General features: G+C 32.2%; 16 protein-coding genes. 11 read left to right on the forward strand and 5 right to left on the reverse strand.

Features of this window, described 5'->3' with window-relative positions; all coding sequences use genetic code 11:
* The first annotated feature begins 352 nt into the window (after positions 1-352).
* The 7 genes from DDY94_RS12025 to DDY94_RS12050 all read left to right on the forward strand — a co-directional run bounded on the left by DDY94_RS12025 (position 353) and on the right by DDY94_RS12050 (position 6,453).
* Positions 353-700, forward strand: a complete 348-nt coding sequence (locus DDY94_RS12025; protein WP_111684368.1) for a hypothetical protein — start codon at positions 353-355, stop codon at positions 698-700.
* A 54-nt stretch (positions 701-754) separates the two neighbouring features.
* Positions 755-2,677 (forward strand): ATP-dependent nuclease, encoded by a 1,923-nt coding sequence (locus DDY94_RS12030; RefSeq protein ID WP_111684369.1) that lies wholly within the window; start codon positions 755-757, stop codon positions 2,675-2,677.
* A gap of 98 nt (positions 2,678-2,775) precedes the next feature.
* Complete coding sequence (locus tag DDY94_RS12035; protein ID WP_111684370.1) at positions 2,776-3,570, forward strand: hypothetical protein; 795 nt, start codon at positions 2,776-2,778, stop codon at positions 3,568-3,570.
* A gap of 109 nt (positions 3,571-3,679) precedes the next feature.
* Complete coding sequence (locus DDY94_RS16310; protein WP_262627056.1) at positions 3,680-3,802, forward strand: hypothetical protein; 123 nt, start codon at positions 3,680-3,682, stop codon at positions 3,800-3,802.
* A 223-nt stretch (positions 3,803-4,025) separates the two neighbouring features.
* Entirely contained in the window at positions 4,026-4,439 is a 414-nt protein-coding gene (locus DDY94_RS12040) for a DUF6547 family protein (protein WP_111684371.1), read from the forward strand.
* A gap of 152 nt (positions 4,440-4,591) precedes the next feature.
* A complete protein-coding gene (locus tag DDY94_RS12045; protein WP_111684372.1) occupies positions 4,592-5,443 on the forward strand; it encodes a toll/interleukin-1 receptor domain-containing protein in 852 nt (283 codons plus the stop codon).
* Between the two features lie 290 nt (positions 5,444-5,733).
* Positions 5,734-6,453, forward strand: coding sequence for a hypothetical protein (locus DDY94_RS12050; RefSeq protein WP_111684373.1), 720 nt, complete (start codon positions 5,734-5,736; stop codon positions 6,451-6,453).
* A 432-nt stretch (positions 6,454-6,885) separates the two neighbouring features.
* On the opposite strand, the gene dnaG is transcribed toward DDY94_RS12050, so the two are convergent.
* The 4 genes from dnaG to DDY94_RS12075 form a co-directional block, all read right to left on the reverse strand.
* Entirely contained in the window at positions 6,886-10,002 is a 3,117-nt protein-coding gene (gene dnaG, locus DDY94_RS12055) for a DNA primase (RefSeq protein ID WP_111684374.1), read from the reverse strand.
* Positions 10,003-10,315: 313 nt separating this feature from the next.
* Positions 10,316-10,606, reverse strand: a complete 291-nt coding sequence (locus DDY94_RS12065) for a helix-turn-helix domain-containing protein (RefSeq protein ID WP_111684376.1) — start codon at positions 10,604-10,606, stop codon at positions 10,316-10,318.
* Between the two features lie 109 nt (positions 10,607-10,715).
* The gene (locus tag DDY94_RS12070; protein WP_111684377.1) at positions 10,716-11,735 is read right to left on the reverse strand and encodes a hypothetical protein; all 1,020 of its coding nucleotides are present in this window, start codon (positions 11,733-11,735) and stop codon (positions 10,716-10,718) included.
* Positions 11,736-11,740: 5 nt separating this feature from the next.
* Positions 11,741-13,009, reverse strand: a complete 1,269-nt coding sequence (locus tag DDY94_RS12075) for a tyrosine-type recombinase/integrase (protein ID WP_111684378.1) — start codon at positions 13,007-13,009, stop codon at positions 11,741-11,743.
* 518 nt (positions 13,010-13,527) lie between these two features.
* Here DDY94_RS12075 and DDY94_RS12080 point away from each other — a divergent pair.
* Genes DDY94_RS12080 through DDY94_RS12095 form a run of 4 tightly spaced genes read left to right on the forward strand, consistent with a single transcriptional unit; the run spans position 13,528 to position 15,649 of the window.
* Entirely contained in the window at positions 13,528-14,124 is a 597-nt protein-coding gene (locus DDY94_RS12080; protein WP_157957314.1) for a hypothetical protein, read from the forward strand.
* A 6-nt stretch (positions 14,125-14,130) separates the two neighbouring features.
* The gene (locus DDY94_RS12085; protein WP_111684380.1) at positions 14,131-14,838 is read left to right on the forward strand and encodes a class I SAM-dependent methyltransferase; all 708 of its coding nucleotides are present in this window, start codon (positions 14,131-14,133) and stop codon (positions 14,836-14,838) included.
* Positions 14,839-14,849: 11 nt separating this feature from the next.
* Positions 14,850-15,077 (forward strand): hypothetical protein, encoded by a 228-nt coding sequence (locus DDY94_RS12090; RefSeq protein WP_111684381.1) that lies wholly within the window; start codon positions 14,850-14,852, stop codon positions 15,075-15,077.
* The gene (locus tag DDY94_RS12095; protein ID WP_111684382.1) at positions 15,074-15,649 is read left to right on the forward strand and encodes a CAP domain-containing protein; all 576 of its coding nucleotides are present in this window, start codon (positions 15,074-15,076) and stop codon (positions 15,647-15,649) included. The genes DDY94_RS12090 and DDY94_RS12095 overlap by 4 nt, the downstream gene beginning before the upstream one ends.
* 82 nt (positions 15,650-15,731) lie before the next feature.
* Here the strand turns inward: DDY94_RS12095 and DDY94_RS12100 are convergent, their stop codons facing one another.
* Complete coding sequence (locus tag DDY94_RS12100; protein ID WP_111684383.1) at positions 15,732-16,574, reverse strand: NAD(P)H-binding protein; 843 nt, start codon at positions 16,572-16,574, stop codon at positions 15,732-15,734.
* Between the last annotated feature and the right edge of the window lie 8 nt (positions 16,575-16,582).

A 16,582-nucleotide genomic window follows, 5' to 3' on the forward strand; every position in this document is an offset into this window, starting at 1 on the left:
CAATTTCGCTTATACGTGTTTGAAAAATACTCTGAACCTTGGATATACGTACAGGGAATTAGTCAGTATAAATCTAATGAAAGCCTTTTTAAATGGTTGGAATTAGTGCTAAGATCGAATAATATTGGGAAAGCTCATGCACCCAATATTCCGTACTATGGCTTTTAAATTTATATCAAAATTGAAAAGGAATCTTGAATTTTAATAGTAATAAATCAAGAGATTAAAGTAACTTAGAGCGGAGCTTAAGCGGCTAAAAAAAACTAAATTTGTAAATAATTATATTGGAAATAAACCCATTACATTTATTCCATCGCTAGCAAAAATCGTAAAAAATAACAATTATCAAATTATGAAAGCATCAGTACAATATAACGATAGAAAAGGACACGCCTCTGCTGACATTGCAGGTATTGACTATAGCCAAATAGCTATACAATGTAATTTAGAAGAAAGGTATACAATAATTGGAATTTCACTTTACGGAACTGATGATATTAGTGTATCACTTATATGCAGAGATAATGAAGATAGCACTGATGAGAGAGAGATTTTGGTTGACGTATATCCAGCAGTAGAACTAACGGTAGGTGATGTTCTTGAACGACTTAACGTAACGATAAATATTTCTAATAATGAAGTTTATGACAATCCAAATCTTGACACTGATAGAGAACATACAATTGAGTTATTAGACTAATGATCTTTTTAAAAAACAACGTTTTCTAACAAAGTGTATTAAAGAACAAAAAATATGATATTAAAGGAAGTCACAATCAAAAAATTTAGAAATATCATTGATTCAACAAAAGTTGAAATTGAAAAGGATATTACATGTCTAGTAGGAAAGAACGAATCTGGAAAATCCTCTTTTTTAAATGCACTATATAGACTAAATCCAGTTCGGCAAAATGCAGATTTCAAGATTGAAGATCAATATCCTGCTTGGTTGGAGAAAAAAGATAGAATGAAAGGAGTTGTTCTCGAAGATGAACGACCAGTGAATACAATATTTGAGTTAGAAGAAAATGAAATTCAACTTATAAACAAAACATTTGGAGACAATGTCCTTAAATCATCTACTCTGACATTAAGCAAATCCTATAAAGGGATACTATATCATTGGCTCAATTTGGACGAGAGTCAGTATTTAAAGAACATAATCCAGGAGTTATCTTTTAGTAAGGAAACACGAACGCAGATAACCAACTGTTCGGAAGTTTTAGAATTAAAAAGTTTTCTTGATACCTATAAATTGAATGAAGAAACTACAGAAAAAGAAAAAGAGTCGATCGGAACATTAAAAGAAAGGTTTGAAGAACAAATAGGAGACTCAAAAACATTAATTTTCGCTTGCTATAGTTTAATTCAGGAATTCATTCCAAAATTTATCTATTTCGATAAGTACAGCACATTACCATATACTGTAAAAATCAGAGAAGTATTAGAGGCAGATGATTCAACACTTGATGACAATTTGTTAACAGCTAAATCGCTGCTAAGAATGGCGGCTGCTGATGATGATTACCTGCTGAATCCTGACTATGAAAGAAGAAAAAGAGAACTAGAAAATGTAGCCAATGCTCTAACTCAGGATGTCCTTGAATATTGGAGTCAAAATTCTTCATTGCGCGTGAATCCTGATATTGACAAAATGACCGTCAACAAGACAAACGGCCAAACTACGGTCATTGATGAGCTAAAAATTAGAATATGGGACGATAAACACTTTCTATCACTTCCTTTTAATGAACATTCAACAGGTTTTCAATGGTTTTTTTCTTTCCTTGCGGCTTTTAGCGAATATGAATATAAGGATGAACCTGTTATAATTTTACTAGATGAGCCAGGCTTGGGCTTACATGGAAAAGCTCAAGCCGACTTTCTTAAATTTATTGAAGAAAGATTAGCGCCTAAAAGGCAAGTAATTTACTCAACTCATTCACCTTTTATGGTTCAGCCAGACAAATTGGAAAGGGCTAGAATAGTTGAAGAAAAAAATAGAGATGAAGGTTCGAAAGTCACCTCAGATGTAATGACTTCTGATCCAGACACTTTATTCCCGCTACAAGGAGCATTAGGTTATGACCTCTCACAGCATATGTTCATATCGAAAAACAACTTGATACTTGAAGGAACTTCAGATTATACTTATATCTCTGCAATATCAGACTACTTGTTAGCAAACGGACGAATTGGACTAAGAGATGAATGGACACTAATTCCCGTTGGTGGCGCAGACTTGATCCCAACCTTTGTTGCCTTATTAGGAATTCATTTAGATTTAACCGTGATTGTTGACGCGAGAAAAGAAGGAAATCAAAAACTAGCTAACCTCTCGACAAAAGGTTATTTAAAATCAAAAAGAATTATCACTCTCAATGAGATAGTAGCGTCAAAACTAGCTGATATTGAAGACCTTTTTTCGGAAAATGACTATCTAAAATTATATAATGATACTTTCAGCAAAAAATACAAACCTGAAGATCTTCAAGGAAATGATCAGATAGTAAATAAATTAGCTAGACTAGAAAAAATACCACGTTTCAATCATGGCCGACCAGCTGATGTGTTCCTACGAAATAGAGATAAATATTTGGATGTATTATCTGAAGAAACCTTAAATAATTTTGAAAAGTTATTTAAGAAAGTCAACGAAACTTTTGAAGAAAAATAACTTACTATAACGAATGGTATAGTCTATATTCTGTAGAATAAGTGCCATACCCAAGACATAGCCAAAACCTTCAGTCGTAACTCAATCAACGAAATTGAATGAATGAGAAGAATCTTAAATATTCTGCGAAAATTATAACCACATGCACTGAATCTTTTGCGATTTTTTGGCAAGAAATTCAGAGATCAGAATCGCTTATGAGTTATTTAGAAGTTGGCAACAAACTTATTTCTAATAATTATGATGAGGCAAGAGAATATTACTCAAATATTTATGATCATGTATACAATCCTAAAACTGTAAAGAAAAGTTTGGATAGTAATTTAGACGACTTTTTAAGCGTGAAATTTTATGAAATTCACTTAAGTTCCATGATTTACATTAATTCAATTGATAACTTTACTAATTATTTTAAAGATGTTCTCTCAGAAGTTGTGGTGGTAAAACCTGAAATTTTAAAAACTCAAGAATCTGAAAGACTAGACTTCATTTTGGAACATAAATCAATGGATGATTTAATTAGTTCTATCGCTAGTAAAAAGATTGAAGAACTATTTTATAAGGGAATCAAAGACATTGAAAAATTCTTTCAAAATCGTTTAGGTTTAGAAATTTTTAAAACTGAGGTACAGAGAAAAAATATCAATTTTTATGTTAAACAGCGAAACCTAACTGTGCACAATAGACGTAAAATTACAAAAGAGTTTGCCAAGCAATTTCCTGAATTGAAAAATAATATTGGGGAATACTTAAATTTCGATTTCAGGTATGTTTCATGTATGAATTTGAGCCTCTTCAATTTTCTCGCAACAATTGATGAAGAGATTTCACAAAAGTTTAAACTAAAAACTATGACTCTAAATAACGAATCTGCACTCAACAACAAAAAATAATAAAATAAAATTTTTGTAATTATTAATCAGCAAAAACTGCATAAAAAACAGGTTTATCATCTAAAGATATTGATCTAAAAAATTAAAACAGTAACCGTAATATAAAGCCATGAAAAGAAAAATCCATGGCTACTTAACCCTATACGCCAAACACCCTGTAATTACTGATCTTTCAGAAGAAATGAAATTTAATTGCCATGGAAATCATGGTGTTTTGCCATGGAAATTATAGTGTATTGCCATGGAAATTATAGTGTATTGCCATGGAAATCATGGTGTTTTGCCATGGAAATTATCACAAGAAGCAATGAAAATTTACCTGTGTTGGCATGGAAATGAAAACCATTTCACTTCTTTAATTAACTGGAAAAAATACTAGATTTGTAAGCAAACATTTTGGTAATAAACGTAATAAGTTTATTCCGTTGTTGTAAGCCATTTAAACCATTAATTCAATGAATGACACTTTAGATAAATTTGGAAAACTGATAGTTGAAAAGTTGAGGGATAAACAAATCGATAAGTTCCAAGGTCTATTACAGGGTAAATGGAGGGATAAAGAATCAAAAGATCTACATGCTAAACTTTCAAAATTATCCCAAGAACAAAAACAAGTGGTAGCAGACGTTTTAGAGGAAGCACTAGAGGGTGCTATGCACGATTTTCTATTTGCCATACAGGAAAGTGCCAATTTAGACACTGAATTAAAAGTTTATATGGATAATAAAAACGTCGCAGAATTATCTGACGGTTTACATGGAGAGATCTTCGGTGAAGAAGGTTGGGTTCATAGATTTAGCAGGCACAAGTCCTTTTATCAAAACAAAAATTCAAGCTGGATTAAGAAACTATTCAGTAAAAATAAATAAGGGTAAATAAAACAGCATACAACAACGTCTATAGCTCATACCTCTGAATACACTAAAATTTATATATCTTTAATCTACAAAAATTTTGTTATATCACTCCTACTCTTTAGTCAGTACGGGCCATACACGAATGCGTTAAGTACAAGCAAGTAATGAATTCATCCTACTACCAAAATCAAGTAAATAAAATTGAGAAAGAATTATCTGATATTCAAAAGAAAATTGCTGCAGAGAGCAAAAAGATAAATGATAAAAACAGGCAAATTGATTCTATTAATCGCTCCATTACTAGAAACACTTCAGCAACCTCTATTAGGAGTAAACAAAGGCAAATTGATAGTCACTCGAAATTCATCGCCAATTGCAGAAAAAAAATTGCAGATTTTCAATTAAAGATATCAAATAAAACTTTAGAACTTGGCAAGAAAAAGCAAGCACTAAGAAAATCTGAATTAGATGAACAAGAAAAGCTAAGGCAAGAACAAATAGACTTTCAAAGACAGCTCCAATCTGAAATTGAAAGACAAAAAGATCAATTAGATTACCTTATAAATCAGAACTATACTTCATCAAACGCCAAAAAGGATGAGAAAAAAACTTCAAAAGAATATGACTTTTTTATTTCCCATGCGACAGAAGATAAAGATGATATAGTTAGAGACTTGGCTGATTCACTGATAAATAATGGGTTTAATGTTTGGTATGATGAATTTGAATTAAAAATTGGAGATAGTTTAAGAAAAAAAATTGATGATGGCCTAATTAAATCCAGGTACGGTATTGTTATTATTTCACCATCGTTTGTAAAAAAAAATTGGACAGAGTACGAGCTGAATGGAATGGTTGCAAGAGAAATGAACGGTCATAAAGTAATTCTCCCTATTTGGCATAAAATTACCAAAGATGAAGTCCTAAACTTTAGTCCATCTCTTGCTGACAAAATGGCTTTGAACACCTCTATTCATACTATTAATGATATCGTGAAATCTTTAAAAGAATTATAAATGCCAATGCCTAACAAAGAACTGAACGATATTTAAGTAGGAAAGAGAACGGTTTGTCATTGTTGTTGAAGTTATCGCCTCAAGGTGTATACTAATCTTAATTCTCTCTTTTGTAGTTTCTGATTAATCTTCTAAAAATAATAGATTGTAAACTTGAGACATATTTAATTCATGACGCAAGGCATACACGAACACATTGTACATAATTTGAACTGATCCATTTGAATAGATTTTGCAACATCAACAAAAATTATTCGTCTTTTAGAAAACTAACTTAAGAAGACAAAATTATGGATGAAAAATTCAAAACACTTAAAAACGAAATTCAACAACTAAAAAATCGTAATAGAAAAAAAGATATATTTCTCTCAATTATACTAGTATCTCTAGCAGTCTTTATTTATTTAAAGCATAGTAGCTTAAAAAACGATAAAATTATTCGTGTTCAAGGAATAATTGTTGAGGATGTCTCTGGAAAGGAAAGAATACTAATTGGTGCTCCGATTCCGTATGCTAAGAACAGAGCAAGGACTGATACTTTAAAAATTAAAGAAACTTGGGGTAAAAAATTTGGGGAAAAATATATGGGTTGGTATAAAGAATACAAACATGATGCCAATGGAATAGTAATTTTAGATGAAAATGGTTGGGATAAAATAATTGTTGGAGATCCAACACCAGATCCAATAATTGGGAAAAGAATAGGAAATTCTACTGGAATAATAATTAACGACAAGACTGGTCTTGAAAGAACTGGATATGGCATTCTTGATGTTAATGGGAGTGACAGAGTTGTTTTAGGTTTAGATAAAAGCAATGGAACTGAAGGAGCAACACTTTCAGTAATGCCAGATGGTACGACAGGACTAAATTTAAATTCAGATAAGCAATCCATATTCGTAGGAAAAGCTGCAAAAGGAAATTGGAACTCGCCTGACAAAGAAGAATTTCATGGAATAATTATCCGTGATGAAAAAATGGGGGAAAAAATAATATCTCAAAAGAATTAAAAGCCACCCACATAATTGACTTCCCTAATTACGGCGATTGGACTACGTCCGAATTCGCTGAGAATTGCTAACATCAATGCTGAGTAGAAAAATATTGACCGGAAGCCGTAACTGGCGATTATTCGCGATCGTTACGCAACATGGATTATTTTTTAAAAGTGCTTCTTAATTATAAAAACCGTAACTGACTTCCAACACAAACAAGTATTTGATAATCAATTATTTAAATTGTTATCGATGTTGGAAGCTGTTGGAAATGCGCTTTTAGTTCCAACAGCTTCCAACAGCTTCCAACACCCTCCAACAATATTTTCAACAATTTATATTATCTAAACTATTAATTTTCAAGTATTTATATTAATGTTGGATTTGTTGGAAGTTAAATAGCTTATTTTTATGGACAAATCTTAATTTTCAAAATTAATATCAAAGTTAACTTGGGATAAATTCATGACTTGACAATCTGTTTATTTCCTCTTTTAAATCAACTCCAATATTAATTTTATCTAAATTAACAGTATATGCAGAGGTATTTTTTGAATTAGCGCCAGACCCCATTCGCATACTTTTAACATTTTCAACATAGCAGCTATCGGCCTGTATTATTTTCATCATTTCATTATTTGATGGAGACAACTCTTTATATTGTTGATACCATTGCCTTTGGATCTTATTAAAACATTGAGTAAAATTGAAAGAAAGAAAATTATTATTCAATTTTACATCGATACCAACTATTATACGGTCGTTATTTGCTCCTCTTAATGAAGCAATAAAACAATCCCACCATTTAGTAATTTTACTTGCGGAATTTATCTTTGCAATTTGCTTTTTAACACAGCTTTTCAAATGTTCTTCCATTTCTTGTTGAGTAAATGGAAATTCCAGATGATTTTTCAATAGGTGAAAGGTAGTGGTCAGTACCGCATTATCTGATATCATTCTTCCGACTGCTCCTGACAAAATGTTTGATAAATAGTCCTTTTGTTCTTGAAAGACCTTTTTGAAATTGTCTATATAATATTCTCTATAGGTCAAGATTCTATCGGTGATATGGCTAACTCCCAGCTCACTCATTTCATTTAGACTATCATAATTTCTGTTTTCATCTACCGTAAATTGGTTTTGATCCATTTCCATACACAATAATCTTGTAATCAATGGTGGATTATCTGGATAATCATTACCAGTCATTGCAACAGAACAAAGTATTGGAATACTTTCTGTAGAAACATGAGAATCAATAGTTCCTCTTTTATAACCGCGTCTATCATGAAGACCTTTGAGAATGCCATCCAATTTGGCGTCTCCACTCTTATACTCAGATAAATGAGAAATTAGATTCGAGAATTGTGCAAATTCACGAATTTTTGCTTTGTCAGTTGAAAGCCCTCCTTCTAAATTAATCGCAGTCTGAGGTTTGCCAAAAAAGCTCATACAACATTTTATTAGTTGATCTTTACCGGTAGATCCAGGCCCATAAATAAACATGAGTGGAAAGTTTTCATTTTTATGGGATATGTAATCTTGAAAAATACTCGCCAGGGTAAATAATATCGCTGTGATCGAAAAATCTTTATGTACTTCTCGCATTTTTCTTGTATAATCTGCAAACGTTATTTCACTCTCCGAAGAAATTATTCTTTTTTGTGCTTCAAATTTATAAGGGTTGTTTTTAAATATAATATTGGCTGATGGCACATAGTAACTTACTCCATTATGATTAAATATTCCGTTCTCATCAATCGGAATTATTTCTTTTGCTGTATTTACTTTGTTGTTCCATACCCAGAACCCTTCTGGCTGCCAACCCAAAGTTTCAACCTTTCTACCATTACCCATTTTATCGAATAAAAAGGCTCTTAACTTATCAAACTCGGAAGGTGATCCACTGAACAAAAAATTTCCACATCCTGTCATTATGTTGTCAAACTTCTGCTTTGAATTAAGGTTATCAGATAGTGTATCAAAAACAAAACAGTCTCCATGGATGTTTTCTATTTTAATCAATTTCATTGGGAATTTCTCATCTTGCATATGTTGAATAATTTTTATAGCAAAATTCGAAATTGGCTTAAAGTGTTTTTTTTCGGATTCTTTTGCATTTGCAATAACCCAGATTTTGTTGTTATCAATAAAAAGACCATATTTCAATATATCTGAACTCAATTCTTCGAATGAAGTGGTAACCTCACTAGGCAACTCAAATTGTTTATTATCTTCAAGATTTTGATTTGATCGTTCTGCTTCATTTTTTTTATCCTTAATCCAATCTCTTAAAATTCCTATTTTTATATTGGATTCTTTTTTTATCCATCCTAAATAGATTTCTTGTAAACCTTCATCCTCTATATCAGAAATAATACCACACAATTCTCTCGCTCCCATTGAAATTTCAGTGGCATCACCACTCACCAACTCATTTAAAAGAAACTTGAAACCATCTTTACTGAATTTTTCAACAACAAATGATTCCAACCCAAGTTCTTTGAAATCTTCTTTAAACTGTCTCACAAATTCATCCGGGTCACATCCTGGAAGTACTATTGTATCAACTTTAAATCCTTGAGCAATAAAAGACTTAGCTGCTTTTACCGTTGCATTTGTTCCTGCTTTATCACTGTCAAAACACAAAACTACCTTTGAACAATACCGCTTTAAAATATTGATTTGAAAATCAGAAATTTCAGTTCCACAGGGAGATATAGTATTTATCACTCCATTTAGGTGCCATGAAATTACATCATTATAACCTTCAGTAATCCAGACCTGGTCTTTTGATCTAATTGACCGTAAGGCTCTGTGTAAACCATACCAGACCTTGCTCTTATCATAAAGCAAATTGGTTTTTGGGTTAATCCATTTTGCTGCTTTTTCAGTATTGGAAATGTCTCTACCTGAAAATCCTATAAGAATACCTTTTTGATCATGAATAGGGTAGATTACCCTATTCCAAAATTTATCACACTTCTTCTCGAGGTTTATTAGCCCCAAGTTCTCTGCATCAGTAAATTCCTTTTCATGAAAAAGTTTGTATAATTGCTGTCCTCCCCTAGCAAAACCAATTCCCCATTCAATTATGCATTCTTGAGTATATTGTCTTTTTTTCTCAATTTCAACTTTAGCCGAGTGGTCATTTTCAAGGTTAAAATATAACTTTTGATAATTCTTATGTGCTTTTATCAAGAGCTTCATTAACCTGCTTTTTTCACTTCTCTTACTTTCCAATTCTGCAGAGGATTCCTTACTTATATAAACAACTTCTTTACCTTGTTTTTTTGCTAAAATTTCAATTGCATCCTGAAAACTAACATTTTCTAATTCCATGAGGAAATTAACGACATTTCCGCTTTTACCCGAACTAAAATCTTTGTAGCAGTTATTTTTTATATCTACGCAAAAGCTTGGAGTTTTTTCATCAGTAAATGGTGAGAGTCCAAAAAGTGACGCTCCCTTTGGTTTCAATTCTACATAATCCTTGATAATTTCCTCAATATTTGTGTCTTCGATTATCATCAACACGAATTCCTTATTTATGAAATTTGCCATAATTAATCTGTCATAATTGTTGATTTATTCTTAATCAAATCTAGATTAAGAACTTTTTCGTATAATTTGACGGCGTACTCAGAGGCCTTAATCAATTCATAACACTGTAAGAGTTGCTCACATGGATCCGAAATTCTTCTGATTTTTTTTATTTTAATTGCCAATTCATAAGAAGAAATTGAAACTAGATTGGCTTTACCTCCTGGATTTCTTGGGTTATTATACCGTTTTTTACTATATTTCATCGTTTGTTGCCTTTATGATAAACAATATTAAAACCCTATAGTACTGGTAATACTATAGGGTTTCGTTCTTATTTTCTGTGATATTTTAAAGATTTGACCTCCTTGAGTGCTTGTGAAATATCACTTCGCTTGATTAATAGTTTTCTACCAACCTTTGACGCAGGCAAAATACCTTTACGGATATAAGAATAGATAGTTTGAGTGGTCACATCTAGTTCTTCAGCTGCCATTTCTGGAGAAATTTTCTCAGAATTCTCTTTATCAACCAATAGTGAGAGAGTTTCATTTATCTGATGAACCTTATTGAAGAGAGCCTCGAATTTTTCCTTATCAATATTTTGAAATACTATACCTTCCATATTAATTAATTATGGTTAATAATGGTAAATTTATATTTACTGATAACCAAACCTTTGAATGTTTGAAGAATTCAAAAATTCAAAAAACTAATATATATATGGTAAATGGTTAAATGAACCTTAAGAGATTCAAATGCTCCTCTTCTTTGATACTTTCAGGATAATAGTTTTTAAAAGTTTTGCACGCTTCCGAGTAAGTACTCGGTTTTAATTCTAAACTAAAAGTCTTCGAAGCAAGGTTGATTAAATTTTTATCATTACAGTGAACGAGATTCTGCTTTTTCAATAAAAAACAAAATGCACTTAATATTCTCAAATCTTTACAATTAACTTGTGAAATGATTTCAAGTTTATTATTTACAATACCTCTCGTAATCAAAGATTTAATTATAGTATCAAACTTTTTTTTATCTCTGAATACTCCCCTCAAGTCGACATGGCCATTAACTTTGACATTGTTATTGGATAATTCATTTATTTTCAATTTTATCGATTCTAGAATATGATCTGTTTCACTAAATTCAATCCATTTCCCTAAAAATTCTAAAAACTCATCATTATACTCAATAAATTTTGCCTTATGATAATCTAAAAGAAATCTCATAAACCTTAGACTGATTGGAATTTCCCATTCTGGAGAATCATCTTTCGCATTAAAATTCAAATATAGACTTAACAAGGTAGTGGAATCACCTATGTAAAATTTAGCATATTCTTGCCAAGAAGGAAACCCGGTTCCAGGATGACCTTTATATATCGAAAAACCCAAGGAGCTCTTTGGAAAAAAATTTTCAAATTGAGCTTTGTAATAACCAATTTTGTCTTTTTTTTCAATAAAAGCGTTTGAATTAAACACAATATCTTTAAAATCTAGACTACTATCACTAACCCTTTCCACGTAATCATTTAGAATTAGATAAATCTCATTCAGCAGAAGCTCAGATATCTCATAAGTTAAACCCTTGTAGTGAGTAAACAACTTAATCGATTCTGAGTCTTCAAAATCAAAGCCGTAATTCCTTTCATCAATTTTTATTATCTCCTTATCTAATAATTGCTTAATGGTTTTTTTTCTGATAACAAATAGATTAACATTCTCTAAGCTACCTAAATATTTTGTTGTCTCCATCAAATCTAGACTTTTTTAAGTTTTGGTAATTCCATGCTTCCGAATGCTAGATTAATAGCATCTACCTTAGCTTCTATATCAACTTTGTAATAACTATTAAACGTTTTCAAGTCTCGATGTCCGGTCATTTTCATTATCGTTTTATCGGCTATACCTTTCTTTTTCATGATCGAAATAAAGGTTCTTCTGGCTGTATGCGTAGATATCCTATCAAAAAAAGGCTTAATAATAGTTTCTTTCTGCTTGTTTTTATTTCTTGAATACTGCACCTCAAAATCAAATTGAGCATCCTCAAAAACCTTTTTTATTAGTTGATTTTGCTTTTGGTTAGATATTAGTGGTAATTTATTATCATACTTTTTTAGAATATAGGCAGTTATATCAAACAATGGCACCTCTCTAGGTTCTTTTGTTACATCTTTATCTTCCTTTATCAGAAGTACTCCATCTCTTATAGTGCGCTTATTTAGTAGACGAAGTTCCCCATATCTAAGTCCAGTCAAACATTGAAATACAAAAATATCTCTAACTTTTTCCAACGATTTTGACTTTATTTCGAACTCAAAAATAGTCTTAACCTGATCTAATGTTAAAGCTATCTCTTCAGTGATTACACGTTCGGGTTTTTTAAAACTTATAAAGGCATCATTATACGTATATTTCTCTTTCAAGGCCCAATACATAAAGGTCTTAAAAAGACCAATGTTCCTAGAAAATGTATTAGTGCCATGGTCTAAAGTAGTGTAGCAATAATCTGTAAAATCAGTATAGAATTTCCCATTAATGTTGCTGAAAGTGAGTCTGTAATTAGCTCGTTCCTCAAAGCTTATTAAATGATTCTTAATATTGGTGTAACGTTTTATTGTAGATGATTTCCACTCTCGCCTCTTAATTTTCTCTTCAGTAAAAGCATCATATGCTAAATAAAAAATGTTCTTATTTTTTGAACTCTTCTTAAACTCGGAATCAAAATACTCTTTAAGTAACTTAGATGTTAAATCTTCATTTATTTTGGAATGTAAACCAACTAATTCCTCAAACTTAATCGAGTATCGCTGTAATTGTTGTAGAACTGCCCTCGCAGTTATTGCAGCCTTACTACCTTTAAGGACTGGTCTATTATTCTGAAAATTCCAATTAATGGGTGCTATTTTTTCACCAGTAGAGTAAACAAACTTCTTCTTTTCTTTATTGAAGTGGCAAGTAAAATATACAAGCGTTGGCTTGGCCCCCTTTCTTTTCTGTGGCTCTTTAAGATAAAAAGAGTGTTTCATTTATATTGAAGTCATAATAGGTGACAAAATCGGTGACAATTTTAATATTATCAAATATAACTCATTATTATAATTAATTATAAAAAATCACTGATTATGAACATATCTATAGGATTCTAATATGTTAAAGTATGTTAAAGTTTAATAATTTCAATTCCCTCCGACTCCACAAGAAGCGCCATTTGGTTGCGGATAAAACTTAAAGATCTTAGAAGTTTACTTGCTAAGATCTTTTTTGTTTTAAACGCCTGGATTGTGAAGCCAGCAAATGGCATTTGCACTTTCGGCAAGGTGGGTCCAACGAAGTTAGTCCCTCCGACTCTACATGTACCCTGCGAAGCTTCAAACTTTTGAGAAGCGAAGTAGGGCTTCTTTATTCACTCTGCTTACCTATGTGTGTCAAAAATCGATTCATTTTTAAGGTCATTTTAATTACAGGATATTTCGTGTAATTTAATTAAATTAGTTATCGTTAAAATTCTAATACTACTCCAAAATAACATCTAAATCCTTTCTTAATGAAAAAACCAATCCTTATTAGCCTGCTTGCCTTAACCTTATTCTCCTTCACATTTCACTCTTTAGGATACATGACCTTGTTCGAAAATTCAAATAGTGCTAAATATTTCAAGTATGGTAAACATCACTTTATTGAATATTTTGACAATGACAAAAAGACCTTTAACGATCTTGAGTACTATGTGAGATATAGAAAGTACAGTTGGGGCGATGTCGATACCGCCTACTACAGAAAAGCGGACACGCATTATTATCATTTTGATAGTAAAAACATGACCGAATCTATTACGCTTCCCGTAGAACCTCAACTTGGTGACAAGTGGTATGAAGCCGATGAAAGCTGGAGCTACGAGGTTATTGAGACTGATCTAAAATTTAAAACACCAGCAAAAAAATACAAGAATTGTGTTAAGGTGCATTGCCTGCAATTAACCAATCGAGATAAAAACAAACGCCAAGAATATTTCTTATTCTACTCGCCTGATTTTGGCTATGTGGGTAATGTTGATTCTAAAGGAAAAATATTAAGCTACCTCAGTGAAATGAAAATAGATGCTAAAGAGGGTGAGGTTATTGGTGAAAAGTCTAAAAATTAAAAATTCATGAAAAACATAGTTTTAATACTTTCATTACTGGTTTGCTTGGGATGTAAGGACAATCACCCTAAAGATACCGATCACCAAAAACACAAGAACGAAGAGCACCAGAAAGAGCATCATTCTGATCATAAAACGGCCAATGACTATATGCATCAGTCATCTGTAGATGAACTGGTAAAGCGGTTTGAATCGCCCGAACGTGATGCATATCAAAAACCTGAAGAGGTATTGAACTATCTCGGTGATCTGCAAGGAAAAACCATTATGGATATTGGTGCGGGTTCGGGTTACTTCTCGGTGAAACTAGCTGAAAAAGGTGCGAGTGTGATTGCTGCCGATGTTGACGACGGATTTCTAAACTATTTGAATAACCGGATAAACACTAACAATCTAGAAGGCATAGTAACACGTAAAATCCCTTACGATTCACCTAATTTAGATGAAAATGAAGTTGATATGGTATTGATAGTGAACACCTATCATCACATTGAAAACCGACCTGAATATTTTAAAAAAGTAAAAACAGGAACAACCGATCATGGTGAGTTAGTTATTATCGATTTTATTAAGGCTGAAAATGAAATTGGCCCACCATTACACCATAAAATATCCATAGATCGCGTAGTTAACGAATTAAAGCAGGCTGGCTATACTTCTTTCGATATTAATGTCAATTTACTTCCATATCAATATATTATTAAAGCGAAATAACCTTTCATAAAATGAAAAAAGCATTAAAAATAATATCTACAGTTGCCATTCTAATGTTCGGTATTCTTTGGGTGTTTAGCAAGTTTGAAATCTTAACTGCATATAATTCTATTGATCTTCGAAATATTCTTGTGGTCATCTACTTGTTTACGAGTCTTAAATATTTTCAGATGGAGGTAAAGACTAAAAATGAGGAGATTCAAAAGCTAAGATCCCAACTTGATAATTCGAAAACATGAAAAAAATAATTATCCTCGTCTTCACCATTATTGTTACCACATTTTCTGGTGATAAAACCATAGTTATTGATAAAGACGAAGCCCAAAACGCCTATGAATTGCTGAACCAGATTAGGCTCAATCCTGAAGACTTTGAAGATCAATTCCCGTTTTTAAGATATTCTAAAGTAAAAAAGACCGAACTCATTTGGAACGATACCTTAGCGAAAGTAGCTGAAAACAAGGCCTATGACATGGCCAAAAGAAACTACTATGGTCATGTAGATCCTTCTGGCTACGGCATTAATTATTATATCAATAAGAGTGGATACAAACTTAATCCGAGTTGGTTGAAAAATAAAAGAGATAATAATTTTGAATCCATTGCCGCCAATGTAGATAATGGTGTTTCAGCCATCTCTACGTTTATTATTGACAAAGGAGTTCCTTCTTTTGGTCATAGAATTCATCTGTTAGGACTCGATGAATGGAATGGTTCCTTAAAGGATATTGGTATTGGATTTGTGAGACGAGAAAAAGGAAGTAAATATAAAACCTATGTTTGTGTGATTATTGCCAAACACGATTGGTAATGCGGCACCAAATAATTAATAAGCCAAACCCTTGCTGAAAACAGCAAGGGTTTTTGATTTTGATTGATGAACAATCGATTGGTTAGACCTTGATATTCGCATTATTCCAAAGTCCGGTTTTAGCAACCTCATCTGAATATTCTTGAAATGTTTTGGGTGCTCTTCCTAAGACTTTTTCAATGTCGTGGGTCACTGTTGAATTATCCGGATTTCCGAGTACCACGGTAAATAGATAATCGATCAGCCAAACAAAGTCCTCAGGGAGTTGCATTTCACGCAGTGCATTACTGTAGGCTTCCAAACTCAAGGGCACAAAAGAAATCTCTCGCTCAGTAGCCCTTGCTATAGTATCAATCGCCTCTTCAAACGTAAACAACTGCGATCCTGTAAGCTCATAAATTTCGCTATTGTGTTGATCGTTTAATAAAACTTCAACCGCTATATCAGCTATATCATCTGCATCTACAAAAGGAATCTTTACATGAGCTTGTGGTAAGGCCACGACCCCTTCTAAAATTGGCTCTAATAAGAAATTTTCACTAAAATTCTGATTGAACCAACTTGCTCTTAAAATTGTATAATCGATCCCAGAATTGATAACGATCTCTTCACATAGTTCTGCTTCACGCTCTCCCTTACCCGATAATAGCACCAATTTCTTTACTCCTGCATTTTTAGATACTCTTACCAATTCTGAAATGGCTTCTTTTGCTCCAGGCACCGCCAAATCTGGCTGATAGGTAATATAGATTTTATCAATTCCTTCAACGACTTCAGGCCAATTATGTGGTCGATCCCAATCAAAAGTTGGTTGTGCTGATCTTGAACCAATCAGTACGTTTTGACCTAAATTTTGCAAACGATCTACTATTCTTCGACCTGTTTTACCAGTTCCTCCTGTGATTAAAAAATGTTCTGTTTTCATGATTTTAA

The sequence above is a fragment of the Winogradskyella tangerina genome (assembly GCF_003260205.1).
In the GTDB taxonomy this organism is placed as follows: domain Bacteria; phylum Bacteroidota; class Bacteroidia; order Flavobacteriales; family Flavobacteriaceae; genus Winogradskyella; species Winogradskyella tangerina.

Excerpts from the sequence above, each read along its gene's own strand:
- DDY94_RS12030 (WP_111684369.1), top strand. The coding sequence starts at position 755 with ATGATATTAAAGGAAGTCACAATCAAAAAATTTAGAAATATCATTGAT.
- DDY94_RS12085 (WP_111684380.1), top strand. The coding sequence starts at position 14,131 with ATGAAAAACATAGTTTTAATACTTTCATTACTGGTTTGCTTGGGATGT.
- DDY94_RS16310 (WP_262627056.1), top strand. The coding sequence starts at position 3,680 with ATGAAAAGAAAAATCCATGGCTACTTAACCCTATACGCCAAACACCCT.
- DDY94_RS12090 (WP_111684381.1), top strand. The coding sequence starts at position 14,850 with ATGAAAAAAGCATTAAAAATAATATCTACAGTTGCCATTCTAATGTTC.
- DDY94_RS12100 (WP_111684383.1), bottom strand. The coding sequence starts at position 16,574 with ATGAAAACAGAACATTTTTTAATCACAGGAGGAACTGGTAAAACAGGT.
- DDY94_RS12065 (WP_111684376.1), bottom strand. The coding sequence starts at position 10,606 with ATGGAAGGTATAGTATTTCAAAATATTGATAAGGAAAAATTCGAGGCT.
- DDY94_RS12040 (WP_111684371.1), top strand. The coding sequence starts at position 4,026 with ATGAATGACACTTTAGATAAATTTGGAAAACTGATAGTTGAAAAGTTG.
- DDY94_RS12080 (WP_157957314.1), top strand. The coding sequence starts at position 13,528 with ATGAAAAAACCAATCCTTATTAGCCTGCTTGCCTTAACCTTATTCTCC.
- DDY94_RS12025 (WP_111684368.1), top strand. The coding sequence starts at position 353 with ATGAAAGCATCAGTACAATATAACGATAGAAAAGGACACGCCTCTGCT.
- DDY94_RS12075 (WP_111684378.1), bottom strand. The coding sequence starts at position 13,009 with ATGAAACACTCTTTTTATCTTAAAGAGCCACAGAAAAGAAAGGGGGCC.
- DDY94_RS12045 (WP_111684372.1), top strand. The coding sequence starts at position 4,592 with ATGAATTCATCCTACTACCAAAATCAAGTAAATAAAATTGAGAAAGAA.
- DDY94_RS12035 (WP_111684370.1), top strand. The coding sequence starts at position 2,776 with ATGAATGAGAAGAATCTTAAATATTCTGCGAAAATTATAACCACATGC.
- dnaG (WP_111684374.1), bottom strand. The coding sequence starts at position 10,002 with ATGGCAAATTTCATAAATAAGGAATTCGTGTTGATGATAATCGAAGAC.
- DDY94_RS12070 (WP_111684377.1), bottom strand. The coding sequence starts at position 11,735 with ATGGAGACAACAAAATATTTAGGTAGCTTAGAGAATGTTAATCTATTT.
- DDY94_RS12050 (WP_111684373.1), top strand. The coding sequence starts at position 5,734 with ATGGATGAAAAATTCAAAACACTTAAAAACGAAATTCAACAACTAAAA.
- DDY94_RS12095 (WP_111684382.1), top strand. The coding sequence starts at position 15,074 with ATGAAAAAAATAATTATCCTCGTCTTCACCATTATTGTTACCACATTT.